Genomic DNA, 23,262 nt, shown 5'->3' on the forward strand with positions numbered 1-23,262 from the left:
GTTATCGTGTCTGGCCGCGATACGCCTTTACCCCCGCCCAGTGCAAGCGCGATGATTGCGGAGCCGCCCGGCGCCTAAGCGGCAACCATCGCGCGGCAGGCGTCGAGCGTCAGTTCGAGGCTGCGGATGCGGGCTTGCGGATCATAGGTCGCGCCGCACAGCATGATCTCGTCGGCGCCGGTGCGGGCCACGAAAGCCGCGATCCCCTCGCGCACCTGTGCGGGCGTTCCGACTGCGGCGGCCTGCCCGATATGCGCGAGCATCGCCTGCGCGGTGGCCGGCAGCGTGTCGGTGTAGCCTTCCACCGGCGGCGGCAGCTTGCCGGGGTTGCCGGTGCGCAGCCGCACGAAGCTCTGCTGCTGCGAGGAGGCGAGGAGGCGCGCCTCGCCTTCGGTATCGGCGGCAAAGACGTTCATGGCGACCATCACATGCGGGCGGCCAAGCGCCTCGGAGGGCTGGAAGTCACGGCGGTAGACCGCCAGCGCCGCATCGAGGTGGTCGGGCGCGAAATGCGCGGCGAAGGCGTAGGGCAGGCCGAGCTTGGCCGCCAGTTGCGCGCCGAACAGGCTCGATCCCAGCATCCACAATTCCACCTTGGCGCCGAGACCCGGGGTGGCGCTGATCGGGAGGTCGTAGTCGCCCGTCAGCAGCGCGCGCAGTTCGACCACGTCCTGCGGGAAATATTCGGCGGCCTGGTGGAGGTTCTTGCGCAGCGCCCGCTGCAATTCCGGCCCCGCCCCCGGCGCGCGGCCCAGCCCCAAGTCGATCCGCCCGGGGAACAGCGCGTCCAGTGTCCCGAACTGCTCGGCGATCTGGAACGGGGTGTGGTTGGGGAGCATGATCCCGCCCGATCCGATACGGATGCGGCTGGTGGCATTGCCGATATGCGCGAGCACCACCGAGGTTGCGCCGCCCGCGATCCCGTCCATCGCGTGATGTTCGGCGACCCAGAAGCGGTCGCAGCCGAAGGTTTCGGCGGCGCGGGCAAGGTCGGTGGTGGCGGCAAAGGCCTCTTGCAGAGTCCCGCCCTCGCGCACCGGAACCAGATCGAGCACGGAGAAACGGGTCATGGCTTCGCGGTCTCCTCGGGAGCCTCCTGTGGCGCGGGCACAGTGTCGCCCGCATCCCCGATCTGCGCAAGATAGTCCTTGGCGGTGGTGGCGACCGGGCCATCGGGGGCGAGCGCGATGACCGATTGCCAGCTCTTGCGCGCAGCCTCGTCGCGGCCCGCGAGCACGGCGATCACCCCGGCCTCGAGCGCGGTTTCGGGGTTGGTGGGAGCGAGGGTGGCAGCCCGTTCGATCGCGGTCTGGGCCTCGGGCAGGCGTTCCAGCCGCCGCAGCAAGGTCGCCTTGAGCAGCCAGCCCTCGGCGCGGTCCGGCGCGAGCGCGGTGGCATTCTCGAGCGCGGCGAGCGCTTCGTCGCCGCGGCCGAGGGCGACGAGCGCGCGGGCGCGGTCGCTGGCGGCGATGGCTTCGAGCAGCGGTGCTTTCGCGGCGCGCGCATCGCTCTCGGCCTGGTCCAGCAGGGCAATCGCGCCCCCGGCATCCCCGCCGCCCAGCGCGGCGGCTCCGGCGAGCGCGGCAAAGCGGGCGCGGGCGCGGGGCTCGGCCGCGGGCGTCTCCTCGCGCGCGGCGGTGAAGGCGGTGCGCGCGTCCTGCCACATCCCCAGCTGCGCCGCCGCCGTGCCGAGGCAGTGGTTGGCGAGCACGCGGTCGGCGCCCGTCGTCTCGGCGCGGCGGATCTGCGCCATGGCATGGGCGCGCGCCGGGTCTTCATCGAGCGTGCCGAGGCACCCGGCGAGCCATGCGCTGACCGGATCGGGCCCGGCCTCGGGCGCGGGCTCGGCCTGCACCTGTTCGCGCGGCGGGCGGTCGCGCACCAGATCATCGTTGGCGATCGCGCCCCCCATCGGGTTGGGGCCGAGTTGCAGGGCGAGTCCGAGGAGGAAGGGCGATAAGGGCACTTTGGGGCGCGCTATCCGTAGAATTCGGCCACGATGGCCTTGAGGAGGGCAATGTCGCTGTCCCGCGACAGGCGGTGATCGCCGTCCTCTACCAGCGTTACCTGAACGTCACCCGACCGCAGCGCCGCCTTCAGACGAAGCGATATGTCCGACGGCACGTCCGCATCGGCCTTGCCATGGATGAGCCGCACGCGGCAGGCGAGGTCGATCGGCGAATCGAGCCTGAGGTGGCATTCGGCATCGGCGAAGAATTTGGCGTGGGTGGGGGTCGGCTCGGGTCCGTAGGGGTTGGGCTCGAAAATTGTCTCGCCCGCTGCGAGCGCCGCGCGCTGTTCATCCGAATAGCCCCAGCGGGTGAAATCGGGGGCCGGCGCGATGCCGATCAGCCCGGCGAGGCGGTGCTTCAGGTGCTCGGCGACCAGCAGCATCAGCCACCCGCCCATCGACGAGCCGACGAGCAGCACCGGGCCTGCGACATAGGAGGCGACCAGCGCCAGCACCTCGTCGCGCCAGCCCGAGAGCATGCCGTCGGCAAAGTCGCCGTCCGATTGTCCGCAGCCCGAATAGTCGAACAGCAGGCAGGCGCGTCCGGCCAATTCGGCCTCGGCGAACAGCGCGCTCGCCTTGCTGCCGCTCATATCGCTCATGTAGCCCGGCAGGAACACGAGACACGGGCCCCGCCCATGGGTGTAGCGGAAGGCGACGCGGCGCCCGTCATACAGGGTGTGGTGAAGAAGCGCAGTCATGCGCCGCTCCATGCCCCGCGCGCGGCCGATTGTCACGCAAGCGCAACCGGAGGGGGATAGCGAGCGGACCATGATCAAGACCGAACCTGCGGCCCAGCCCGCTGCCACCGCGCTCACCCGGCGCTCGCTGTTCACCCTTGCCGGAGCGGGCGCCGCGATGGCATCGGCCCCTGCCGCTGCGACCGGCTTCGGCACCGGCTTCACGCATTGCGTGGCGAGCGGCGAGCCGGCGGCAACCTCGGTCCTGCTGTGGACCCGCTATGTCGCGGGCGCGGAAACCAGGCTGACCTGGCAGGTGAGCGAGACCGAAAATTTCACCAGACCCGTCGCCGAAGGCGCCGTCACCGCCTCTCCGCAACGCGACTGGTGCGCCAAGGGCGTCGCCACCGGCCTGTCGCCCGACAAGTGGTATTTCTACCGCTTCCTCGCGCCCGATGGCACCGCCTCGCCCGTGGGCCGGACCCGCACGCTCCCGGAAGGTCCTTCGGCGCAGTTCCGGATGGCGGTGTTCTCGTGCTCGAATTTCGGGTTCGGCTGGTTCAACGCCTATGGTCACGCAGTCGAGGCGAATGACTGCGACCTTGCGGTCCATCTTGGCGATTACATCTACGAATATGCCGCCGGGAACTATCCGGACAAGGGCAAGATCGTGGAGGGCCGCGTGCTCGCGCCGACCACCGAGATCGTCGCGCTGACCGATTACCGCCTGCGCTACGCCACCTACCGCGCCGACCCCGATCTCCAGCGCCTCCACCAGGTGCTGCCGATGATCACCGTCTGGGACGACCACGAAAGCGCGAACGATTCGTGGGAGAACGGCGCGGAGAACCATCAGGAGGGGCCCGAGGGCACCTGGGCGGTGCGCAAGGCGGCGGCGAAGCAGGCCTACCGCGAATGGCTCCCCGTGGCCGACACCGCCTATTCGACCTATCAGGTCGGCAGCCTTGCCACGCTGTTCCGGATCGACACCCGCCTCGAAGGCCGCGACGAGCAGCTCGATCTGGAAAAGATCATGGCCGGGGCCAAGGACCCGCAGGCGCTGATGGCCGCGCTCGAGAAGTTCCGTGACGGCGAATGGGCCGCCAAGGACCGCCAGTTGCTCGGCGAGACGCAGGAAGCATGGCTGGGCGCGGCGCTGGCTGCTTCGACGAAGGCGGGGACGCAGTGGCAGGTGCTGCTCCAGCAGGTGCTGATGGGCCAGCTGCGCACCCCCAAGGATTTTGCCGAGGGGATCGGCGCGGGGCTGCCCGATTTCGTGAAGCAGCGCCTTGCTGCGGCAGCGGCGGCGAGCCAGGCGGGCCTGCCTTCCAACATGGACGCATGGGACGGCTACCCCGCCGCCCGCGCCCGCGTGTTCAAGGCCGCGCTCGAGGCGAATGCCAACCTGGTGGTGCTTGCCGGCGACACCCACAATGCCTGGGCCTTCGACCTCGCACATGAAGGCACCCCCGTCGGCGTCGAGCTGGGCGGCAATTCGGTGAGCTCGCCCGGGTTCGAAAGCTACCTCACCTTCGTCAAGCCCGACGTGCTGGCCGCCGCGCTGGTCGCCGAGAACGAGCAGCTCAAATGGGCCGATACCGCGCAGCGCGGCTACATGATGGTCGAGCTGACCCCGGCGCGCGCCACCACCGAATACCGCTTTGTCGCGGGGATCAAGCAGCGCTCGACGAAGCTGGCCGGAACCCGGCGGATCACGACCGACAAGGGCTCGGCCAAGCTCGCCGTCTGAGATCGGCCTCGCGCCCGGGTGCGATGACGAGTTGTTAAGCGCCAGGCCTTAGATCGGACCCGTCCAATAATTGGGGGGTCTGGCATGCGGTTTCTGGCAATGGTCGCAGGCGCGGGGGTGCTCGGCACCGGCGCCTATGTCGGCGGGGTGTTCGACCGGGGCGAATATTACGCCATGGCCCCCAAGGATGTCGAAGCGCGCCTTGCGGACATGAATTTCGGCGCCGAGGTCAATGGCGAGGGCAGTGACGAGGCGATCCGCCTTGCGCTGCGCAGCCGCGGGCCGAGCCTGTTGCGCTGGGATGTGATGGTCGACGGCAAGCGCGCGGGCGAAGTGCGCGCCAACCTTGCTCCGGCCGATACCGGCACACGGGTCAGCGTCACCTTCCAGTTCGCCGAGGGCGACAACATGATGGGTCTCGAGGAAGACCCGCTGGTCAACGACATCGCCCGTATCGCGATGGAGGAGAAGGTCGATTCGACCCTCGACGGCCGCGCCTTCGACAAGCGGCGGATGCAGGCCCGGATGGCCGCGATGATCGCCGCCAACCCGGGCAAGGTCGCCACCTTGCAGAAATCGCTGCGCGACAACATCGACAAGGAAATGCTGGAGGCAGAGCGCGACTTTTCCGAGGTCGATGCCGCTGGCGAATATGGCAAGCCCGGCTCCTATGGCGAGCCGGGCTCCTACGGCAAGCCGACGATGTCGGCCAAGCCCCAGCGCCCGGCCGATTACGAGGACACCCACGCCGACGGCGGGTGGGGCGACAACTAGGGCTGAGGCGCAGGCGCTGGCGCTGGCGCAGGCGCGGGGTCAGTTTCGGCCAGCCCTTCGCGCAGCGCCTTCTCGAAGGCTGCGGGCTGATCGAACATGACGAAGTGGAAGCTGTCCTCGATGACAGTCAGCCGGAAATCGGGCGTGCCCGCATAGGCGGCGGCGAACAGCGGCTCGACCCGCACGCGCGGCGCATAGATGTTCGCCGCCGCGATCACCCGCACCGGCACCTTCACTTCCGCAAGGCGCGGGCGCATGTCACTCGTCATCAGCGTATGGATCGCATGGGCAAAGCTCGCGCGGTCGCTGGCGATGCTCCAGTCGGCGACCTTGCCCTGCCAGGCGGGGTTCCTGACCAGCGACATCACCCCGCGGCGCTGGCCTTCGGCAAAGCTGTCACGGTCCTGCGCTAGGAGGCCGATGCGCGTGTCCTCGGCGATCCGGCGGGTGCCCGCGACGGTGGCGCCCGGGTTGTAGATCAGCGGGAAGAAGGGCAGCGAATCGACCACCACCACGCGGGTGATCCGGTCGGGGTGATCCGCGCCCAGCATCAGCCCGAGAAAGCCGCCGAGCGAATGGCCGGCATAGGCGGCGCTGGCGATCTTCTGGCAATCGAGGTGGCGGATGATCTCGGCCTTGGTATTCTCGAGCACCCGCGCCGGATCGCCCTGCGCGGGCCGACCCGCGAAGCCTGCGACATGGACGAGATGCAGGCGGTAATCCTTGGCAAGGCTCTCCTTCACGACCGACCACGTCTCCGGCGAGGAGCCGAGGCCCGGGACCAGCACCAGATCGGGGCCGGTGCCGGTGACTTCGAAGGGCGGGCAGGGCGCGTCTTCGGCGTGGACGGCAGCGGGCAGCAGCAGCGCGGCAAGCGCGGCGAGAGGCAAGCGTTTCATCGGGGGGTGTCCTCTCTCAGGAAAATGGCTTCTATCGGCAGGCCGAACACGTCGGCAATGGTGAAGGCGAGCGGGAGCGAGGGGTCATAGCGGCCCTTCTCGATCGCATTGACGCTCTGGCGCGACACGCCGAGCCGGTCGGCGAGATCCTGCTGCGACCAGTCGCGCTCTGCCCGCAGCACCTTGAGGCGATTGTTCATCGCTCGCGCGCCCACATCCACAGCTGCGCGACGCCGAGGCCGCCCGCCCACACCGGGAGCACCCACCACGCAGGGACATGCGGCGCCAGCTCGAAGGTCTCGAGAAAGCCCCAGAAGATGCCCACCGCCAGCGTCAGGCCAAGGCTTATCAACGCCGCCTTTACGTTGCGGTACCGCAGGTATTCGTCCGTCTCCTCGATCACATAGCGCGCCATGGCCCAGATCATCACGAAGGTCGGCAGGGTCGGCAGCAGGGCGATGGCGAATACCGCGGGCGGGGGTAGTGTCGTACTGTTGAACAGCGCGACGGCAATGCCGAGGCCCAGCACATAGCCGAAGGACGCCGCCAGCATCCGGCGATTGTAGCGGATGATCGCCGCATTGGCGCGGCATTTGCGCTCGGTCGAGCGGACCATCGGGATCAGCAGGCCCATCGCCCCGACGAACAGGATCAGGCCGGTGGTGGTGTCGATCGCTTCGGTGAGTTGCAGAGCGACGATCACAGCCGATGAGGCGAGGTAGAGCGCCGCATAAACCCAAGCGCTGCGACCGGCAGGTTTGGCCGTATCGTCCATGCTCAGCACGCCCGCCCGGCGCAACCGCGGCGCCCGCGGCTGATGACGAAGGGCACCACCAACAGCGGCACCATCTGCGCGACGGTGGCAGGCACGACGTCGAACACGGCGAGCAATGCGGTAGCGATGGCAATCGTGGCGACAACCAAGGCGTAGAGGGTGTTCGACATGGAAAGCTCCTTATTCATAATGGCAAGGTAGCTTTACATCTGAGTCGCAAATTTTGTCAAGGAGGCTTTCCACTCGGCCGCAGGTGACTTTTAACCCTCGCTGGCCTATATATTCCCGCATGGCCATGCTGCTGACCACCAACCGCACCTCCACCACCCGGACTACCATCCGGGGGCGGCGGCGCGCGCTTTAAGCGAAGCAGCCCGCCGCCCGGGTCGGGGCGGCGCGGTGCTCTCCCCGATCCGGTAACCCGCTCAACACCGCTCTTCCGGTGCGTGGCCCTTTGTGGCAGGGCGACCCGCAAACGAGACGGACTGCGAACATGACCGAACTGCTCAAGATCAGCCTCCCCGATGGCTCGGTGCGCGAAGTGCCGCAGGGCTCGACCCCGGCGGACATTGCCGCGGCGATCGGCCCCGGCCTCGCCAAGGCGGCGATTGCCGCGCGCGTCGATGGCGAGTTGCGCGATCTCGCGCGGCCTTTCGAGGGGGACGCCCAGCTCGCGCTTGTCACTGCGCGCGACGAAGCCGATGCGCTCGAACTCGCCCGCCACGATTACGCCCACGTGCTCGCAGAAGCGGTGCAGGCGCTCTTCCCCGGCACGCAGATCACCTTCGGCCCGGCGACCGACGACGGGTTCTACTATGACGTGAAGGCGCCCGAGAGCCGCGAGCCCTTCGGCATGGACGATCTCCCGACAATCGAGGAGGAAATGCGCCGCATCATCCGCGCCGACAAGCCGCTGACCCGCGAGATGTGGAGCCGCCAGCAGCTGATCGACAAGTGGGAGGCCGAGGGCGAGACCTTCAAGGCCGAATGGGCCAAGGAACTGCCCGAGGGCGAGGAGCTGACGGTCTACTGGAGCGGCCCCCCTCGCCAAGAAAACTCCTGGCTCGACATGTGCCGCGGGCCGCACCTGCCTTCGACGGGGAAACTCGATCCCGACGCCTTCAAGCTCATGCGCGTCGCGGGCGCTTATTGGCGCGGCGATCAGAACAATGCGCAGCTGACCCGCATCTACGGCACCGGCTGGCTCAACAAGAAGCAGCTTCAGGCGCACCTCACGCGCCTCGAAGAGGCCGCCAAGCGCGATCACCGCAAGCTGGGGCGCGAGATGGACCTGTTCCATTTGCAGGAAGAGGCGCACGGGAGCGTCTTCTGGCACCCCAAGGGCTACCGCATCTGGCGCGAGCTCGAAAGCTACATGCGCCGCAAGATGGACGGCGGCGGCTATCGCGAGATCAAGACCCCGCAGCTCATGGACGTGCGCCAGTGGACGCAATCCGGCCACTGGGGGAAGTATGCGCAGAACATGTTCGCCGTCCCCGATATCGTGCCGGACGTCGATGAAGAATCGGGCGTCGCCTCCCCCAAGGTCGCCGATGACGCCGCGTGGATGGCGATCAAGCCGATGAACTGCCCGGCGCACGTGATGGTCTTCAAGCAGGGCATCACCTCCTACCGCGACCTCCCCATCCGCCTCGGCGAAATGGGCTGCTGCCACCGCAACGAGCCCCACGGTGCGCTCCACGGGCTGATGCGGGTGCGCCAGTTCACGCAGGACGACGCGCATATCTTCTGCACCGAGGCTCAGGTGGTCGGCGAGGTGCAGGCCTTCATCGCGCTCGCCGATTCGGTCTACCGCGACTTCGGCTTCACCTATGACATCAAGCTCGCCCTGCGCCCCGAAAAGCGCTTCGGCAGCGAGGCGGATTGGGACAAGGCCGAACAGGAATTGCGCGACGCTTTGACGGCCAATGGCCTCGAATGGGAGGAACTCCCCGGCGAGGGCGCGTTCTATGCCCCCAAGCTCGAATGGCACCTCACCGACGCGATCGGGCGCACCTGGCAGGTCGGCACCATCCAGTCGGACCGCGTGCTGCCCGAAAGGCTCGATGCGCATTACATCGGCGAGGATGGCGAAAAGCACCGCCCAGTGATGCTCCACCGCGCGATCTTCGGTTCCTACGAACGATTCATCGGCATCCTGATCGAGCACTTCGCCGGCAAGCTGCCGACCTGGCTCGCGCCGGTGCAGGCGGTGGTGGCGACCATCGTTTCTGACGCCGATCCCTACGCCGATGACATGGCGAACCAACTGCGCGCCGCCGGCATCCGCGTGGAGACCGACACCCGCAACGAGAAGATCAACTACAAGGTCCGCGAACACTCGCTTGCCAAGGTCCCGCACCTCTTGGTGGTGGGCAAGCGCGAGGCCGAGGAAGGCACCGTCGCGGTCCGCACGCTGGGCGCCGAGCACCAGAAGGTGATGCCCCTCGCCGAGGCGATCGCGATGCTCAAGGCCGAGGGCACCCCGCCCGACATCGCCTGACGGCGCGACCGATGGCGAACATGATCTCCCTCTCGCTGCTGCTCAACATCGCGGTGCTGGTGCCGGTGACGGGGAGCATCATGGCGAACGCGGTGTGGGTCGAGGCGGCCTATGGCCCGCCCAGCCCCGCGCGTGGCATCCTGCTGGCGGTCTATCTTGCGATCCTGGCGGGATCGGCGGCGCTGCTGTGGAAGCCGCTGCCGCAGATGGTCGCCGCGCTGCTGCTGGTGCAGATCCTCTACAAGCTGCTGACCCCCTTCACCGTCGGCACGCTCGCCAATCCGGTGGTCTTGAGCAACCTCGCCATCGCCGCCTTCCATGCGGTGACGGTGACGCTGATCTTCAAGAGCGCCGCGCCCTAGATGGAGGTCTTCGGGGGCTTCACCGCGCTGCAAGTCGGCGTCGCGCTGGCGGCAGCGCTCGGTTCGGCCTTCGTGCGGGGGCTGACCGGGTTCGGCATGGCGATCCTGCTGGTGCCGGTGCTGGCCCTCGCGCTGCCTCCGGTCGAGGCGGTGGTGCTGACCAATGCCCTGTCGCTGATGATCGGCGCGACCGAGATCCGCAGCCTCGTGCGCGATGCCGAGACGAGCGCCTGGGTGATCGGGGCACTGGTGGTGGTGACGACCCCGCTCGGGCTCTATGCCCTGGCGCTGACCGGACGGGACGTGGCGCGGCTCGCCATCGCGCTGATCGCGCTGTCGGCCTTCATCGCAATCCTGCTCCCCCGCCGCCGAAGCGCCCAGCCGGGGCGCGCGGTGACGGGTTTCGTCGGCATGTTGAGCGGGCTGATGACGGGCTATGCCGGGATGCTCGGGCCGCCGGTGGTGCCCTATTATGCGGGCCGCGACCTGCCGCGCAGCATCGCCAAGGCCTCGATGCAGCTGATCTTCACCATCGCCGCCACGACGGGCCTCGCGACGGCGACAGGGCTCGGCATCCTCAGGCTCGAGCTGTTGCTGTTTGCGGTGCTGATGCTGCCGGTGATCATCATGGGCAACCGGCTGGGGGCGCGGGTGTCGGGGACGATAAGCGATCCCGTCTGGCGCGGAACCGTCGGCGTCGTGCTGGGCGGGGCGGCGGTGGCCGCCCTCGCCCGGTTGATTTAGGACACCCAGCGCGCCGCGAGCACCTGCCCGCCGCCCGGCTGGCGCAGCACCAGCGCATAGCGATCCGCGCCGGGCACCTTGAGCTGGCTCGCGGCGAGCGTCACGCTCGCCTTGCCGCCGGCCCAGTCGGCGAGTTTGCGTTCCGCGCGCAGCACGTTGGGATAGGTGACCGTGCGCCCGCCGTTCTCGCCGCTGCCGATCCCGACCGCGACGCGCCGGGTGACGGCGACCAGCACAAGTTCGGCCTTGCCTTTGCCGGTGCCCGAAAGCGCCACGGCATAGCCCCCGCCCGCGCCCGGGGTGACGCGGATCGCGGCATTGCTCTTGCCTCCATATTGCGCGACGCCCGGCGCGGCCTCGGAGCCGTGCGAGCCGACCAGCCCGTAGCTTCCGTTCACCACCAGCTGCGGGGTATAGACCCCGTTGCGGCCCGCAAGGCCCCGGCGCGCGTAATCCTGCTGGAGCGCGGTATTGCTCTTTCTGCCGAGCGTGTCCTTCCACCCGAGCCGGTCCCAATAGGTCACATTACGCGAGATCACGACGAGCCCGGGATTGGGGCTGAGCTTCTCGGCGAGGGCATCGGCGGGCGGGCAGGAAGAACAGCCCTGGCTGGTGAACAGCTCGAGCAGCACCGGTTCGCCCGCAACCGCAACAGCGGGAGCCCTGGCAGGGGCGGCTGACGGCGCGCCCTGCGGCAGGCCAAGCGTGGCAGCGCCGAGCACGGCGACGACACCGAGCGAAAGGAACAGGGGGCGGCTGAAAGTCATGGGGTCATCCTCGAATCAGGCGATCGAGGATGCTTTCGCGTTCTACCGGCGTCCGGTTACGCGGCCGCAAAAATCAGAACGGCCCAAATCAGAACCGCCCAAATCAGAACGGAAGCGCGCGCCCCGCAAGAACCAGCGACAGGGCGCAGCCGAGCACGATCAGCTGGCGCGCGAACTCCACCGGATCGAGGCGGCTGGCGGCAGCGAACGGAAGGGCAAGAGCGCGGGACATGCGCACACTCTCGGCGCAAATCCCTAACGAAGCGTTAATTCGTCGGCATCTGCTGGCTGGCGCAGTGGAAGCCCCCGCCGCCGGCGAGCACGGCATCGCCCGGCAGGCCGATCGTGTCGCGGTCGGGGAACAGCGCGGCGATCGCGGCGATACCGTCGGCGTCGTGGGGCGAGCCGAAGGTCGGGACCACCACGAGGTGCGAGGTGATCGCGAAATTGACGTAGCTGGCAGGCTCGATGCGTCCGTCGCGCTCGATTCGCCCGGGCGAGGGGATGCGCACCACCTCGACCCCGGCGTCAGCTGCGCGCGCGGCGGCATCGGCGTAGATCGCGGCATTGGGATCGTCCCTGCCGGTCGGCTCGGGGACCACGAGGCGATTGGGGGCGACGAAGCGCGCAAGGTTGTCGACATGCCCGTCGGTGTGGTCGTTGATCAGGCCATCGCCCAGCAACAGCACGCGGGTAAAGCCGAGATGTTCTGCAAGCTGCGCTTCGATCTCCGCGCGGCCCATGTGCGGGTTGCGGTTGGGGTTGAGCAGGCACTGCTCGGTGGTCGCCACCAGCCCGGTGCCGTCCCCGTCGACCGCGCCGCCTTCGAGGATCATCGGGGTATGGGTGACGGGGAGCCCCGCATCGCGCGCCAGTTCCGCGCCGATCTCCATGTCGCCCGGCATCAGATATTTGCCGCCCCATCCGTTGAAACCGAAGCGCCGCGCGATGCGGGTCGCCCCGTCCGAGACCACCAGCGGACCGGTGTCGCGCAGCCACACGTCGCCGTAGACGCGGGTGTCGAGCGTCACCTTGCCGCTCACCAGCGCGCGGGCGCGGGCCGCGTTGGCCGCGTCGCGCACCAGCAGGCGCACTTCCTGCCCGCTCTCGGCGACGGCGCTGGCGAAGGCCGCCATCTGCTCCTGCGCAGGTTCGAGCCAGCCGGGCCATTCCTCGGCGAGGTGCGGGAAGCCGATCCACAGCCAGTCCTGCGGGGCCCATTCGGGGGGCATGAGCATGGTCATGAGGTGGTCAGCAGCCCTCCTCGGACGCCTTGCAGCTCTCGTCGCGGACGGCGCGGAATTCGTCGCCTTCGTTCCAGTTCGGCCAGCTTGTGCTCGTCGCCATCATCCGGCCGAGGCGGTAGTAGAGCTGCAAGTCGCCCATCACCCCGGTCCAGTCCCAGGCCTCGTCGAACTCGTCCTTGGGGCCGTGATAGCGGTTTTCGGTGTAGTCGGCCGCCGCCGCAGCGCCGGCCTCGCGCCCGCCCGTCACCAGATCCTCGCCGCCCTCGACATAGATCATCGGCACGCCCAGTTTTGCGAAGGCGAAGTGGTCCGAGCGGTAGTAGTAGCCCGCTTCGGGCTTCGCATCGGGGGTGGCGACGCGCCCTGCGGCCTTCAGCGCGGTGTCCAGAAACGCATCGAGCTGCGACTTGCCGCCGCCGATCACGGTCACGTCCTTCGCCGGGCCCGCCATCGAGAGCGCGTCCATGTTGACGCCCCCCACGGTCTGCGCGAGCGGGACAACCGGGTTCTGCGCGTAATAGGTCGCCCCGAGCAGGCCGGATTCCTCGGCCGTCACCGCCAGGAACACGAGGCTGCGACGCGGCGCGCCCGCCTTGGCGTGGGCCTCGGCGAGCGCGACCAGCGCCGCGGTGCCGGTCGCATTGTCGACCGCGCCGTTGCAGATGTCGTCGCCGTCGGGCGCGGGCGTGCAGCGCCCGAGATGGTCCCAGTGCGCGGTGTGAAGGACATATTCCCCGGGCGCCTCGGCGCCGGGCAGGATGCCGATCACATTGTGCGACAGGAAGCTGCGCACGTCGTTGCGGAAGCTGGTCGATAGCGTCATGCCGAGCGGCACGGGCTTGAAACCCTTGGCCTGTGCCGCCTTGGTCAGCGCGTCCAAGTCCTGCCCCGCGGTCTTGAGCATCGCGCGCGCGGCGGCCTCGGTCACCCAGCCGTTCATCTGTGTGAGCGGCCCTGCATCCTTGCCCCGCTGGGCATAGGCCTGCGGGCCGCTCCACGAGGATTGCACCACGTTCCAGCCATAGGCGGCAGGCGCGGTCTGGTGGACGATCAGCGCCCCCGCCGCGCCCTGACGCGCCGCCTCTTCGTACTTGTAGGTCCAGCGCCCGTAATAGGTCATGGCCTTGCCGCCAAACGGCCCTTCGAGGCCCTGGGTCTGCCAGTCCGGGTCATTGACGAGGATCACCACCGTCTTGCCCTTCACATCGCGGCCGGCGTAGTCGTTCCAGCCCTTTTCGGGCGCATTGATGCCGTACCCGACGAACACCAGCTCGCTGTCCTTGAGGGTCGTCTCGGCCTCTTCGCGATAGGTCGCGCCGACCCAGTCCTTGCCGTACTGGAAGCTGAAGCCTGCGCCCTTGCCCGTGATCGCAAGCGGCGCGAATTCCTTGCCGGTGATCTCGACCAGCGGGACCTCCTGCACCCAGGAACCCTTGTTGCCCGGCAGCAATCCGGCCGCCTTGAAGCGTTCGGTGAGGAAGGCGATGGTCTTCTCCTCGCCCGCCGAGCCCGGGGCGCGGCCTTCGAAGGCGTCGCTGGCGAGGGTGCGGGTGACATCCTTGATGGTGCCTTGCGCGATCTGGCCGGGCCCGACCTCGGGAATGTCGAGCGCCGCGCTCGCCGTGCCGGGAGCAGGCATTCCCTCGCAGGCCGAGAGCGCGAGCGCTGCTGCGGCGAGGGCTCCGAGGGCTGGGTGGCGGATGGTCATGGCAAGCTCTCCTGAATTGCGCGCCTCCCTTCGCAGAGCGGCGCGGCACGCGCAAGCACACCCGCCCTTGATTGGCGCAGCGGTAGGGCAGCAAAGACTCCTCCCTTGCGGGCAAAGGCTGGCGGGGCCAGAGAGGCGCGCAATGGGAGAGAACCGCAAGCCCGACTGGGAGCACGCGCTGCACCGCGCCCGCAGCCATGCGCCGTTTCTCGCGCGCGCGCTCGATCGCCAGCCGGAGCTGGCCGCGCTGCTCGCGGCGGGCGAGGGCGCGGCGGCGCTGGCCTGGGCACGGGCGCAAGGGGATCACCCCGATACCGAAGTCGCCCTGCGCCGTGAACGCCTTGCGCTCGCCGCCGCGCTGGCGGTAGGGGATCTGGCGGGCGCCTTCCCGCTCGCGGCTGTGGTGGGCGAACTCACCGCCTTTGCCGACCGCGCCTTGGACCGCGCGATCCGCACCGCAATCCGCGAGCGCTGCGATGCCGATTCCGCTGCGGGCTTCATCGCGCTCGCCCTCGGCAAGCAGGGCGCGGGCGAGCTCAACTATTCCTCGGACATCGACCCGATCCTGCTGTTCGACCGCGCGATGCTGCCACGCCGGGCAACGGACGATCCGGGCGAGGCGGCGCAGCGCTATGCGCGCCGGGTGGTGGCGCTGCTCGCGGGCAACACCGCCGAAGGCTATGCCCTACGCGTCGACCTGCGCCTCAGGCCCGCGAGCGAGGTCAGCCCGCTCGCCGTTCCGGTGGGCGCGGCGCTCACCCATTACCAGGGCCAGGCGCTCGCCTGGGAGCGCGCCGCCTTCACCCGCGCCCGCGCGGCGGCGGGCGACGTGGCGGCGGGCGAGGCCTTCCTCGATGCGATCCGGCCTTTCGTATGGCGCAGCCAGCTCGATTTCGGGGCGATTGCCGAGATCAGCGCGCTCACCCACCGCATCCGCGACAGCGGCAAGGGTCCGCCCGCCCCCGGCCCCCGCTTCGATCTCAAGCGCGGGCGCGGCGGGATCCGCGAGATCGAGTTCTACGCCCAGACCCACCAGCTGATCCACGGCGGGCGCGATCTGTCGCTCAGGGTCAGGGGCACCCGCGCGGGGCTCGATGCGCTGGCCGGGGCGGGGTGGATCGAGGCGGACAACGCGCGCGTGCTGGGCGAGGCCTATGACCGGCTGCGCGTCATCGAGCACCGTTTGCAGATGGTGAACGACCGCCAGACCCACGCGCTTCCCGAAGGCGAGGCGCTCGACAATGTCGCGCGCCTCGACGGCCTTGCGGACGGGGCCGCGCTGGTGGCGGAACTCACCGAACTCACCGCCAGCACGGCGCGCATCTACGAAGAGCTGATCGGCCGCCGCGATGCCGCCCCCGCCCCCGTCGCCATGCCGGCAAGCGCGCTCGCCGGCAGCCTTGCCGCATGGGACTTCCCCGAACCCGAAGTCCTCGCCGAGCGCATCGAGAGCTGGCGCGACGGGCGGCACGCCGCGATCCGCAGCCCCCAGGCCATCGCGGCGTGGGACCGGCTCGCCCCGGCGCTGCTCACCGCGATGGCCGCAAGCGATGATCCGATGCGCGCGATCACCCGCTGGGAGCGGATCATCGAGAGCGTGCCATCCGCGATCACCACCTTCCGCCTGCTCGATGCGCGCCCCGACCTGACCCGCCGACTGGTCGCCGCCCTCACCCTCGCGCCGGTTCTTTCGGACGAGCTGGCGCGCAAACCCGAACTGCTCGACACCCTGATCGATCGCCACGCGCTCGACCTGCCGGGCGACACGCAGGCGATCATGGCGCGCATGCAGGGCGCGGCAGTGCGCGAGGATTACGAGGCGCTGCTCGACGCGATCCGCATCGTTACCGGCGAAATCCGCTTCGCGCTCGGCATCCAGCTGATCGAGGGGCTGGCCGATCCGCTCGCCATCGCCCGCGCCCTGTCGCGCACGGCAGAGGCGGCGCTGCAACTGGCGGCGGAGGCGAGCGCGCGCGAATTCGCCCTGCGGCACGGGCGGATCGCGGGGAGCGAGTTGCTGATCCTCGGCCTCGGGCGGCTGGGGGGCGGGGCGCTGACCCATGCGAGCGACCTCGACATCGTCTATCTCTTCACCGGCGATTTTGCCGCCATGTCGGACGGGGAGCGGCCGCTGGGGGGGACGATCTACTACAACCGCCTCGCCAGCCGGGTCAGCGCGGCTCTGTCAGTGCCGACCGCGCAGGGCGCGCTTTACGAGGTCGACACAAGGCTGAGGCCGCAGGGCAACCAGGGGCCGCTGGCGGTCAGCTGCGAGGCTTTCGGCAAGTACCAGCGCGAGGCGGCGTGGACGTGGGAGCACATGGCGCTGGCCCGCGCGCGGGTGCTGTATGGCTCGCCGCAAGCGCGCAGCGAACTGGAGGGGGTGCTCGCCGAGGTGCTCCACGCGCGGCGCGACCGGAACGCCTTGCGCGGCGCGGTGCTGGGGATGCGCGCCGAGATGGCGAAGCACAAGCCGCCGACCGGCCCGGTCGATGCGAAGCTCGCGCGCGGGGGCCTCGTCGATATCGAATTTCTGGTGCACTACCTCCAGCTCAAGGGCGAGACGGCGGACGGCCGCCCGCTCGCCGAGGCCGAGCCCGGGGCGCTGTCACCCGATCTCGAACAGGCGCTTGCAGGGCTGGCGGCGGCGGGGCTGATCGGGCCGCAGCTTGCCGGGCCGCATGCGCTGATGAGCCGCATGCTGGTCGCCGGACGCCTGCTGGCCCCCGACGGCAGCATCCCCCCGCCAAGCGGCGCGCGGGCGCTAGCGCGGGCCTGCGGCTTCGATTGCTTCGCAGGCCTCGAGGACGCCTTCGCCGCCGCGCGCAGCCAGGTCGCCAGGGCGTGGAAACAAATTCTGGGCACAGACATTCTCGCAGACGAACAGGAGACCCCGTCATGAGCAAATTCCCCGGCGTCGGCGACGCCATTCCCGATATCGCCATGGAAACCCCCGAGGGCGGGAGCGTGAAGCCGTCCGACTTCGCCGGCTCCAAGCTCGTCATCTTCTTCTATCCCAAGGACGACACCCCGGGCTGCACCACCGAGAACAAGGATTTTTCGGCCCTGAAGGACCAGTTCGAGGCGGCCGGCACCAGGCTGCTCGGCGTCAGCAAGGACCCGGCAAAGAAGCACGCCAAGTTCATCGCCAAACACGGTCTTACCGCCCCGCTCGCGACCGACGCCGAGGAGGGCGGCCTCAGCGACGCGCTCGGCGTGTGGGCGGAAAAGCAGATGTACGGGAAGACCTATATGGGCATGGTCCGCGCGACCTATCTGGTCGGCCCGGACGGCAAGATCGCGCAGGTCTGGGACAAGGTGAAGGTCGCCGGCCACGCCGAGGACGTGCTGGCCGCAGCCCGAGCTCTCTAGTCCCGTGACGAGTGTCGCCCGCGCCATCCGCGCCGCGCTCCTGACGCCTAGGCCGCGCGAAAAGTGCCTTGCCACCCGCGCCCTGGTGCGGGAATGGCGGCGCGGGGGGCTGGCGTTTGCCTGCGACGTCGCCATGCCCGACCAGCCCGCCTGGCCCGAAACGCCGGTGCTGCTCCCGCCCGGCCAGATGCCCAAGCGCCGCAAGGCCGGGAGCGAGCGCGGGCGGATCGCATTGTGGCACAGCCTCGCGCATATCGAATTCGTCGCCATCGACCTCGCGCTCGACATGGCGGGGCGATTCGGGGCTCAGATGGGGCGCGAATTCGTCAGCGACTTCCTCGATGTCGCCGCCGACGAGGCGATGCATTTCGCGCTGCTCGACAGAAAGCTCCACAGCCTCGGCAGCCACTATGGCGCGCTCCCGGCGCATGCGGGGCTGTGGGAGGCCGCTTTCGCCACCCGCCACGACGTCGCCGCACGGCTTGCGGTGGTGCCGATGGTGCTCGAGGCGCGCGGGCTCGACGTGACGCCGGCAACGCGCGAGCGGGTCGCGGCAGGCGGGGACCAGAATGGAGCGAAAATTCTCGGGCGGATACTTGACGACGAAATCCGCCATGTCGCGGCGGGCACCAAGCACTTTCTGCAATGTGCCGAAATGGCGCGCAAGGAGCCCGAATCTTTCTGGCAGGACCTCGTAAAACGGCATTTCCGAGGACAGGTTAAGGCGCCGTTCAACGACTCGGCGCGTCTTGCTGCCGGTTTGTCGCGCGGTTTCTATGCGACGATTGCCTATTAGCGATCGGGCCGGATAACCCCTCCCCAGCGAAAGGCGCGCGATCGACGTGCCGGAACACTCCTAGGGTCCGACCCCGAAAAGGCGGGCCTCAATCGGGACCGGGTCTTTTTATGATTTTTGCCTTCCGCGGTGCGCTGAAGCTGGTTGGGACAACCGCCTGCGCCATTCTGGTATCTGCCGCTGCGCCGGCGATGGCCAACACCAATTCGGCAGCCTCCAGCTCCACCACCGCCAGCGCCGATGTCGTCCAGCCGCTGCGCGGTGCGGGCGAGATTGCCGACAACGGCGATACCCGCTTCAAGTCGCTGTTCGCCAGCATCACCGCGATCGAGAAGACCGCGCCGACCGCCGGCAGCACCGAGATCGCCGCGCCCGGTTTCACCGCCTTTTCCTCGCCCATCCCGACCCGCGGCATCTCGGTGCCCTCGCGCATGCCGCTCGAAGGCGCGGCGCTGACCAGCAGCTTCGGGATGCGCACCCACCCGGTGCTCGGCGGCCGCCGCCAGCACCAGGGCATCGATCTTGCCGCGCCGAGCGGCACCCCGGTCTACGCCACCGCCGATGGTGTGGTGAGCCGCGCCGACTGGTATTCGAGCTACGGCCTGTACATCAGCGTCGAGCACGGCGCCTCGATGCAGACCCGCTATGCCCACCTGTCGCGACTCGCGGTTGCCGCAGGTGACAGCGTGAAGAAGGGCGACCTCATCGGCTATGTCGGATCGACCGGCCGTTCGACCGGTCCGCACCTCCATTACGAGGTTCGCGTGGAAGGTCTTGCAGTCAATCCGATTCCGTATACGGTGGAGAGCGAAGCACAGCTGGCCTATGCCCGCGATGCGCGCCTCACCGGCCAGGGCGGCGAATAACCGCCCGGGCACGAGGCCTCAAGGAATTGCCCGTGAAACGGGCCGGACATTGGAGAGGGTGTCCGAACATGGGCGGCGGGTTATCCCGCCGCCTTTTTTTGTCTCTCGGCCACTGCGCCGCCATCCGATCGAGGGCCGGCGCGCCTTTTGAGTAGCACTTCAGATACTCTTTTCCCTTGCGAGCGTTCCCGCGCCCGCTAGATTTTCTCCCGAGAGAAGTGTCGGCAGTCCCCGCGCGGGCCCTGCCAACGGGAGAGAGAACATGTCGCTGCACCCCATCGCGCACGCCGCAAACCGTCCCGATCACCCCGCGGTCATCATGGCCGGATCAGGCGAGCGGATGACCTACCGCGAAATGGACGAGGCGGCGAACCGCTTTGCCCGGCTGCTGCGCGCGCGCGGGTTCCGGCCGGACGATGCCTTTGCAGTGCTGCTCGAAAACCGCATCGAATATTTCACGCTGATCTGGGGATCGCAGCGCGCAGGCACCTTGCTGGTGCCGATCTCGAGCCGCCTGACCGCGCCCGAGATCACCTATATTCTCAGGGACAGCAACGCGAAGCTGCTGATCACCTCGCCCTATTTCGATCGCGTGATGGCCGATATCCGCCGCGATTGCCCCGATCTCGATGTGCTGGTGACCGGCAGCGGCGACGCGGAGGATTTCGCCGCCGCGCTCGGCCAGCATCCGGCGAGCCCGATCCCCGACCAGCGCGCCGGGCTCACCATGCTCTATTCGTCAGGCACCACCGGGCGGCCCAAGGGCATCCGCCCGGCCCCGCCCGCCGATCCCGATCCGCAGGCGATCATCCCCTTCATCGGCCTTGCAACGATGGGCGCCGGCATGCCGACCGATGGTTCGATGATCTACCTCTCCCCCGCTCCGCTCTATCACGCGGCCCCTCTGGCCTGGTGTTCGGCCGCACAGCGGCTCGGCGGCACGCTGGTGGTGATGGAAAAGTTCGAGCCCGAGGCCGCGCTCGCCGCGATCGAGACATACCGCATCACCGACAGCCAGTGGGTGCCGACCCACTTCGTGCGCTTCTTGAAGCTCGATCCCGAGATCCGCGCGAAGTATGACCTGTCGAGCCACAAGCGCGCGCTCCACGCCGCCGCGCCCTGCCCGGTGCCGATCAAGCGCGAGATGATCGAATGGTGGGGCCCAATCGTGAACGAATATTACGCGGGCTCCGAAGGGATCGGGATGACCATGATCGGCGCGGCCGACTGGCTGGCGCACCCCGGCTCCGTCGGCCGCTCGATCTACGGCACGCTCCACGTCTGCGGGCCCGATGGCGAGGAAGTGGGCCCGAGCGAGGACGGGCTCATCTATTTCGAGAACGCGCTGCTCCCCACCTATCACAACGACCCCGACAAGACCCGCGAGGCGATGCACCCCAGGGGCTGGATGACGCTGGGCGATATCGGGCATGTGGATGGCGACGGGTTCCTCTATCTCACCGACCGCAAGAGCCACATGATCATCAGCGGGGGCGTCAACATCTACCCGCAGGAGATCGAGAACCTGCTCGTCACCCACCCCAAGGTGATGGACGCAGGCGTGATCGGCGCGCCCTGCCCCGACCTTGGCGAGAAGGTGGTGGCGGTGGTGCAGCCCAAGGACATGGCCGATGCCGGCCCGGCGCTCGAAGCCGAGCTGCGGGCGTTCCTCGCGCCCTCGTTGTCGAAGATCAAGATGCCCAAGCTGTTCGATTTCCGTCCCGATCTGCCGCGCGAGGCCAATGGCAAGCTCTACAAGCGCGAATTGCGCGATGAATTCGCAGCCAGGGCGAAGGAAGCCGCGCAGTGAGCGTGGCCAGACACGGGGAGGCAGTCCTATCGGGTGACCTCGCCCGCAAGGTCATCGACCCCCACGCCTATGCCGAGTGGGACGGGTTGCTCGACACCTTCGACGCCATCCGCACGAGCACGCCGGTCGCCCGGGTGCAGCCCGACACGCCGGGCCTGTTCGACCCGTTCTGGCTCGTCACCCGCTATGACGATGTGATGCGCATCTCGAAGGACAATGCCGCCTTCCTCAACAACCCGCGGCCGGTGGTGTTCAGCTTCAACCAGGCGATCGAATTTTCCCGCGCGGCCACCGGATCGAACATGCTGGTCGATTCGCTGGTGGTGTTCGACGCGCCGGTCCATCCCAAATACCGCAAGCTGACCCAGGAATGGTTCATGCCGAGGAACCTCGCGCGGCTGGAAGACGAGCTGCGCGCGCTGGCCGCGCGGACGGTCGACCGGATGCTCGAACAGGGCGGGGAAGTGGACTTCGTGAAGGAGGTTTCGGGCCCCTATCCCTTGCGCGTGGTGATGCAGATTCTCGGGGTGCCGCCAGAAGACGAGTTCCGGATGCAGATGCTCACCCAGCAGCTGTTCGGCGGGCAGGACAAGGATCTGTCGGGCAGCGGCATGGACAAGATGACCCCCGAACAGGTGGTGCACATCGTCGCGGGCGCGGTGCAGACCTTCGAGGATTACTTCGCGGCGCTGGCCGAAGAGCGCCGCCGCAACCCCACCGGGGATGTGGCGAGCGTTATCGCCAATGCGCTGGTCGATGGCGAGCCGCTGCCCCCGCGCGACATGGCGGGCTATTACATCATCGTCGCCACCGCCGGGCATGACACCACTTCGGCGAGCACCGCAGGCGCGATGCAGGCGCTGGCGCGAGACCCTGCGCAATATGCCCGCGTCCGCGCCGATCGCTCGCTGCTCCCCGGCATCGTCGAGGAAGCGATCCGCTGGACCAGCCCCGTCCAGCACTTCATGCGCACCGCGGCCGAGGATTGCGAACTGGGCGGCCAGCAGGTGAAAAAGGGCGACTGGCTGATGATCAACTACGTCGCCGCCAACCACGACCCCGCGCAGTTCGCAGAGCCCCGCCGGTTCGACGCCGCCCGCTCGCCCAACCGGCATCTGGCGTTCGGCGCAGGCGCACACCAGTGCCTCGGCCTGCATCTGGCGCGGCTCGAAATGCGGATCCTGTTCGAAGCGATCCTCGACAAGGTGGCGGCGGTGGAGCCGGCGGGCGAGGCCAAGCGCGCGAGCAGCACCTTTGTCGGCGGATTGAAGACCCTGCCTTTGCGGGTGACGCCGGCCTGAACCCCTATTTCAGCAGATCCAGCGCAATCGCCCGCACATCGGCGCCCATGTCGGGGCGCGACAGGGCGATGGCCAGCGTCGCCTCGACAAAGCCGACCTTGCTGCCGCAATCGTAGCGCGCGCCGTCGAAGGTGACGGCGTGGAAGGCTTGCGTGCCGATCATCTTCGCCATCGCGTCGGTCAGCTGGATCTCGCCCCCTGCGCCCTTGCCCTGGTTTTCCAGCACCCGCATCACTTCGGGCTGGAGGATATAGCGGCCCGAGACGATCTTGTTGGACGGGGCCTCGGCCACAGGGGGCTTCTCGACGAGGCCCTTCACTTCGGTCAGCGCGCCGTTCACCGCGCCCGGATCGATCACGCCATAGGACGACACCTGCTCCATCGGCACTTCGAGCACCGAGATGAGGTTGCCGCCGACCTGCTCGTAAGCCTCGACCATCTGCTTCATGCAGCCGGTGCCGCCGTCCTTCGCGACCATCAGCTCGTCGGGCAGGAAGATCGCGAAGGGCTCGTCGCCCACGATCGCGCGCGCGCACCAGATCGCATGGCCGAGGCCCAGGGGCACCTGCTGGCGCACCGCGATCACGTCGCCCGGCGTCGCACGGGTCGGATCGAGCACCGACAGGTCCTTGCCGCGCTCGGACATGGTCTTTTCAAGCTCGAAGGCGATGTCGAAATGCTCGACGATCCCCGTCTTGCCGCGCCCGGTGACGAAGATCATCTGCTCGATCCCCGCCTCGCGCGCCTCGTCGACCGCGTACTGGATCAGCGGGCGGTCCACCACCGGCAGCAGTTCCTTGGGCACCACCTTGGTTGCGGGCAGGAAGCGCGTGCCGAGACCGGCGACGGGGAAGACGGCTTTACGGATCGGCTTGGAGGACATCAGACACCTTCGGC

General features: G+C 68.6%; 23 protein-coding genes. 11 read left to right on the top strand and 12 right to left on the bottom strand.

All coding sequences use genetic code 11. The annotated features are described in order from the left end of the window. Positions 1 to 74: 74 nt before the first annotated feature. The 3 genes from D620_RS0103990 to D620_RS0104000 are packed head-to-tail and all read right to left on the bottom strand — an operon-like array spanning position 75 to position 2,712. A complete protein-coding gene (locus tag D620_RS0103990) occupies positions 75 to 1,070 on the bottom strand; it encodes an LLM class flavin-dependent oxidoreductase (RefSeq protein WP_017664500.1) in 996 nt (331 codons plus the stop codon). Next, a complete protein-coding gene (locus D620_RS0103995) occupies positions 1,067 to 1,966 on the bottom strand; it encodes a tetratricopeptide repeat protein (RefSeq protein ID WP_233991962.1) in 900 nt (299 codons plus the stop codon). The genes D620_RS0103990 and D620_RS0103995 overlap by 4 nt, the downstream gene beginning before the upstream one ends. Positions 1,967 to 1,977: 11 nt before the next feature. Further along, complete coding sequence (locus tag D620_RS0104000) at positions 1,978 to 2,712, bottom strand: alpha/beta fold hydrolase (RefSeq protein WP_033376089.1); 735 nt, start codon at positions 2,710 to 2,712, stop codon at positions 1,978 to 1,980. A gap of 70 nt (positions 2,713 to 2,782) precedes the next feature. On the opposite strand from D620_RS0104000, the gene D620_RS0104005 reads away from it, so the two are divergent. Then, a complete protein-coding gene (locus D620_RS0104005) occupies positions 2,783 to 4,441 on the top strand; it encodes an alkaline phosphatase D family protein (protein WP_033376091.1) in 1,659 nt (552 codons plus the stop codon). Between the two features lie 84 nt (positions 4,442 to 4,525). After that, positions 4,526 to 5,215, top strand: a complete 690-nt coding sequence (locus tag D620_RS0104010) for a hypothetical protein (RefSeq protein ID WP_155799974.1) — start codon at positions 4,526 to 4,528, stop codon at positions 5,213 to 5,215. On the opposite strand, the gene D620_RS14620 is transcribed toward D620_RS0104010, so the two are convergent. Genes D620_RS14620 through D620_RS0104030 form a run of 4 tightly spaced genes read right to left on the bottom strand, consistent with a single transcriptional unit; the run spans position 5,212 to position 7,059 of the window. Then, the gene (locus D620_RS14620) at positions 5,212 to 6,114 is read right to left on the bottom strand and encodes an alpha/beta fold hydrolase (RefSeq protein ID WP_017664505.1); all 903 of its coding nucleotides are present in this window, start codon (positions 6,112 to 6,114) and stop codon (positions 5,212 to 5,214) included. The two genes, D620_RS0104010 and D620_RS14620, sit on opposite strands and share 4 nt — an antisense overlap. Beyond that, positions 6,111 to 6,314: a helix-turn-helix transcriptional regulator gene (locus D620_RS0104020; RefSeq protein WP_017664506.1), complete on the bottom strand. Its 204-nt coding sequence runs from the start codon at positions 6,312 to 6,314 to the stop codon at positions 6,111 to 6,113. Before D620_RS0104020 ends, D620_RS14620 begins: the two co-directional genes overlap by 4 nt. Beyond that, on the bottom strand, positions 6,311 to 6,889 hold the full coding sequence (locus D620_RS14625) for a hypothetical protein (protein WP_017664507.1): 579 nt from the start codon (positions 6,887 to 6,889) through the stop codon (positions 6,311 to 6,313). Before D620_RS14625 ends, D620_RS0104020 begins: the two co-directional genes overlap by 4 nt. A 2-nt stretch (positions 6,890 to 6,891) precedes the next feature. Further along, positions 6,892 to 7,059: a hypothetical protein gene (locus D620_RS0104030; RefSeq protein WP_155799975.1), complete on the bottom strand. Its 168-nt coding sequence runs from the start codon at positions 7,057 to 7,059 to the stop codon at positions 6,892 to 6,894. Between the two features lie 323 nt (positions 7,060 to 7,382). On the opposite strand from D620_RS0104030, the gene thrS reads away from it, so the two are divergent. From thrS to D620_RS0104045, 3 genes are read left to right on the top strand one after another with little or no spacing between them, the layout of a single operon-like run. After that, positions 7,383 to 9,392 carry a threonine--tRNA ligase gene (gene thrS, locus D620_RS0104035; RefSeq protein WP_017664509.1) on the top strand — a complete coding sequence of 670 codons (2,010 nt, stop codon included), beginning with the start codon at positions 7,383 to 7,385 and terminating at the stop codon, positions 9,390 to 9,392. Between the two features lie 11 nt (positions 9,393 to 9,403). Next, positions 9,404 to 9,754: a hypothetical protein gene (locus D620_RS0104040; protein WP_017664510.1), complete on the top strand. Its 351-nt coding sequence runs from the start codon at positions 9,404 to 9,406 to the stop codon at positions 9,752 to 9,754. Beyond that, the gene (locus tag D620_RS0104045; RefSeq protein ID WP_017664511.1) at positions 9,755 to 10,498 is read left to right on the top strand and encodes a TSUP family transporter; all 744 of its coding nucleotides are present in this window, start codon (positions 9,755 to 9,757) and stop codon (positions 10,496 to 10,498) included. Here D620_RS0104045 and D620_RS0104050 read toward each other — a convergent pair. From D620_RS0104050 to D620_RS0104065, 4 genes are all read right to left on the bottom strand, one after another. Beyond that, positions 10,495 to 11,265 carry a DUF1223 domain-containing protein gene (locus tag D620_RS0104050; protein ID WP_017664512.1) on the bottom strand — a complete coding sequence of 257 codons (771 nt, stop codon included), beginning with the start codon at positions 11,263 to 11,265 and terminating at the stop codon, positions 10,495 to 10,497. The two genes, D620_RS0104045 and D620_RS0104050, sit on opposite strands and share 4 nt — an antisense overlap. A 103-nt stretch (positions 11,266 to 11,368) precedes the next feature. Further along, the gene (locus D620_RS16870) at positions 11,369 to 11,497 is read right to left on the bottom strand and encodes a hypothetical protein (protein ID WP_017664513.1); all 129 of its coding nucleotides are present in this window, start codon (positions 11,495 to 11,497) and stop codon (positions 11,369 to 11,371) included. Positions 11,498 to 11,531: 34 nt separating this feature from the next. Further along, complete coding sequence (locus D620_RS0104060) at positions 11,532 to 12,509, bottom strand: agmatine deiminase family protein (RefSeq protein ID WP_017664514.1); 978 nt, start codon at positions 12,507 to 12,509, stop codon at positions 11,532 to 11,534. A 7-nt stretch (positions 12,510 to 12,516) separates the two neighbouring features. Next, positions 12,517 to 14,220, bottom strand: a complete 1,704-nt coding sequence (locus tag D620_RS0104065; protein ID WP_017664515.1) for a M28 family metallopeptidase — start codon at positions 14,218 to 14,220, stop codon at positions 12,517 to 12,519. Positions 14,221 to 14,362: 142 nt separating this feature from the next. Between D620_RS0104065 and glnE the strand changes: the two genes are divergently transcribed. From glnE to D620_RS0104095, 6 genes are all read left to right on the top strand, one after another. After that, a complete protein-coding gene (gene glnE / locus D620_RS0104070) occupies positions 14,363 to 17,122 on the top strand; it encodes a bifunctional [glutamate--ammonia ligase]-adenylyl-L-tyrosine phosphorylase/[glutamate--ammonia-ligase] adenylyltransferase (RefSeq protein ID WP_017664516.1) in 2,760 nt (919 codons plus the stop codon). Further along, on the top strand, positions 17,119 to 17,592 hold the full coding sequence (locus D620_RS0104075) for a peroxiredoxin (protein WP_017664517.1): 474 nt from the start codon (positions 17,119 to 17,121) through the stop codon (positions 17,590 to 17,592). The genes glnE and D620_RS0104075 overlap by 4 nt, the downstream gene beginning before the upstream one ends. A gap of 4 nt (positions 17,593 to 17,596) precedes the next feature. Then, entirely contained in the window at positions 17,597 to 18,388 is a 792-nt protein-coding gene (locus D620_RS0104080; protein WP_026091928.1) for a ferritin-like domain-containing protein, read from the top strand. Positions 18,389 to 18,498: 110 nt separating this feature from the next. Beyond that, the gene (locus D620_RS0104085; protein WP_017664519.1) at positions 18,499 to 19,254 is read left to right on the top strand and encodes a M23 family metallopeptidase; all 756 of its coding nucleotides are present in this window, start codon (positions 18,499 to 18,501) and stop codon (positions 19,252 to 19,254) included. Between the two features lie 262 nt (positions 19,255 to 19,516). Then, positions 19,517 to 21,064 (top strand): acyl-CoA synthetase, encoded by a 1,548-nt coding sequence (locus D620_RS0104090; RefSeq protein ID WP_017664520.1) that lies wholly within the window; start codon positions 19,517 to 19,519, stop codon positions 21,062 to 21,064. Then, on the top strand, positions 21,061 to 22,365 hold the full coding sequence (locus D620_RS0104095) for a cytochrome P450 (protein ID WP_017664521.1): 1,305 nt from the start codon (positions 21,061 to 21,063) through the stop codon (positions 22,363 to 22,365). Before D620_RS0104090 ends, D620_RS0104095 begins: the two co-directional genes overlap by 4 nt. 4 nt (positions 22,366 to 22,369) lie before the next feature. Here D620_RS0104095 and D620_RS0104100 read toward each other — a convergent pair whose 3' ends face one another. Then, positions 22,370 to 23,248 (bottom strand): UTP--glucose-1-phosphate uridylyltransferase, encoded by an 879-nt coding sequence (locus D620_RS0104100; protein ID WP_017664522.1) that lies wholly within the window; start codon positions 23,246 to 23,248, stop codon positions 22,370 to 22,372. Positions 23,249 to 23,262 lie beyond the last annotated feature (14 nt).

Source organism: Porphyrobacter sp. AAP82, from assembly GCF_000331285.1.
Lineage (GTDB): Bacteria > Pseudomonadota > Alphaproteobacteria > Sphingomonadales > Sphingomonadaceae > Erythrobacter.

Excerpts from the sequence above, each read along its gene's own strand:
- D620_RS0103990 (WP_017664500.1), bottom strand. The coding sequence starts at position 1,070 with ATGACCCGTTTCTCCGTGCTCGATCTGGTTCCGGTGCGCGAGGGCGGG.
- D620_RS0104000 (WP_033376089.1), bottom strand. The coding sequence starts at position 2,712 with ATGACTGCGCTTCTTCACCACACCCTGTATGACGGGCGCCGCGTCGCC.
- D620_RS0104005 (WP_033376091.1), top strand. The coding sequence starts at position 2,783 with ATGATCAAGACCGAACCTGCGGCCCAGCCCGCTGCCACCGCGCTCACC.
- D620_RS0104010 (WP_155799974.1), top strand. The coding sequence starts at position 4,526 with ATGCGGTTTCTGGCAATGGTCGCAGGCGCGGGGGTGCTCGGCACCGGC.
- D620_RS14620 (WP_017664505.1), bottom strand. The coding sequence starts at position 6,114 with ATGAAACGCTTGCCTCTCGCCGCGCTTGCCGCGCTGCTGCTGCCCGCT.
- D620_RS0104020 (WP_017664506.1), bottom strand. The coding sequence starts at position 6,314 with ATGAACAATCGCCTCAAGGTGCTGCGGGCAGAGCGCGACTGGTCGCAG.
- D620_RS14625 (WP_017664507.1), bottom strand. The coding sequence starts at position 6,889 with ATGGACGATACGGCCAAACCTGCCGGTCGCAGCGCTTGGGTTTATGCG.
- D620_RS0104030 (WP_155799975.1), bottom strand. The coding sequence starts at position 7,059 with ATGTCGAACACCCTCTACGCCTTGGTTGTCGCCACGATTGCCATCGCT.
- thrS (WP_017664509.1), top strand. The coding sequence starts at position 7,383 with ATGACCGAACTGCTCAAGATCAGCCTCCCCGATGGCTCGGTGCGCGAA.
- D620_RS0104040 (WP_017664510.1), top strand. The coding sequence starts at position 9,404 with ATGGCGAACATGATCTCCCTCTCGCTGCTGCTCAACATCGCGGTGCTG.
- D620_RS0104045 (WP_017664511.1), top strand. The coding sequence starts at position 9,755 with ATGGAGGTCTTCGGGGGCTTCACCGCGCTGCAAGTCGGCGTCGCGCTG.
- D620_RS0104050 (WP_017664512.1), bottom strand. The coding sequence starts at position 11,265 with ATGACTTTCAGCCGCCCCCTGTTCCTTTCGCTCGGTGTCGTCGCCGTG.
- D620_RS16870 (WP_017664513.1), bottom strand. The coding sequence starts at position 11,497 with ATGTCCCGCGCTCTTGCCCTTCCGTTCGCTGCCGCCAGCCGCCTCGAT.
- D620_RS0104060 (WP_017664514.1), bottom strand. The coding sequence starts at position 12,509 with ATGACCATGCTCATGCCCCCCGAATGGGCCCCGCAGGACTGGCTGTGG.
- D620_RS0104065 (WP_017664515.1), bottom strand. The coding sequence starts at position 14,220 with ATGACCATCCGCCACCCAGCCCTCGGAGCCCTCGCCGCAGCAGCGCTC.
- glnE (WP_017664516.1), top strand. The coding sequence starts at position 14,363 with ATGGGAGAGAACCGCAAGCCCGACTGGGAGCACGCGCTGCACCGCGCC.
- D620_RS0104075 (WP_017664517.1), top strand. The coding sequence starts at position 17,119 with ATGAGCAAATTCCCCGGCGTCGGCGACGCCATTCCCGATATCGCCATG.
- D620_RS0104085 (WP_017664519.1), top strand. The coding sequence starts at position 18,499 with ATGATTTTTGCCTTCCGCGGTGCGCTGAAGCTGGTTGGGACAACCGCC.
- D620_RS0104090 (WP_017664520.1), top strand. The coding sequence starts at position 19,517 with ATGTCGCTGCACCCCATCGCGCACGCCGCAAACCGTCCCGATCACCCC.
- D620_RS0104100 (WP_017664522.1), bottom strand. The coding sequence starts at position 23,248 with ATGTCCTCCAAGCCGATCCGTAAAGCCGTCTTCCCCGTCGCCGGTCTC.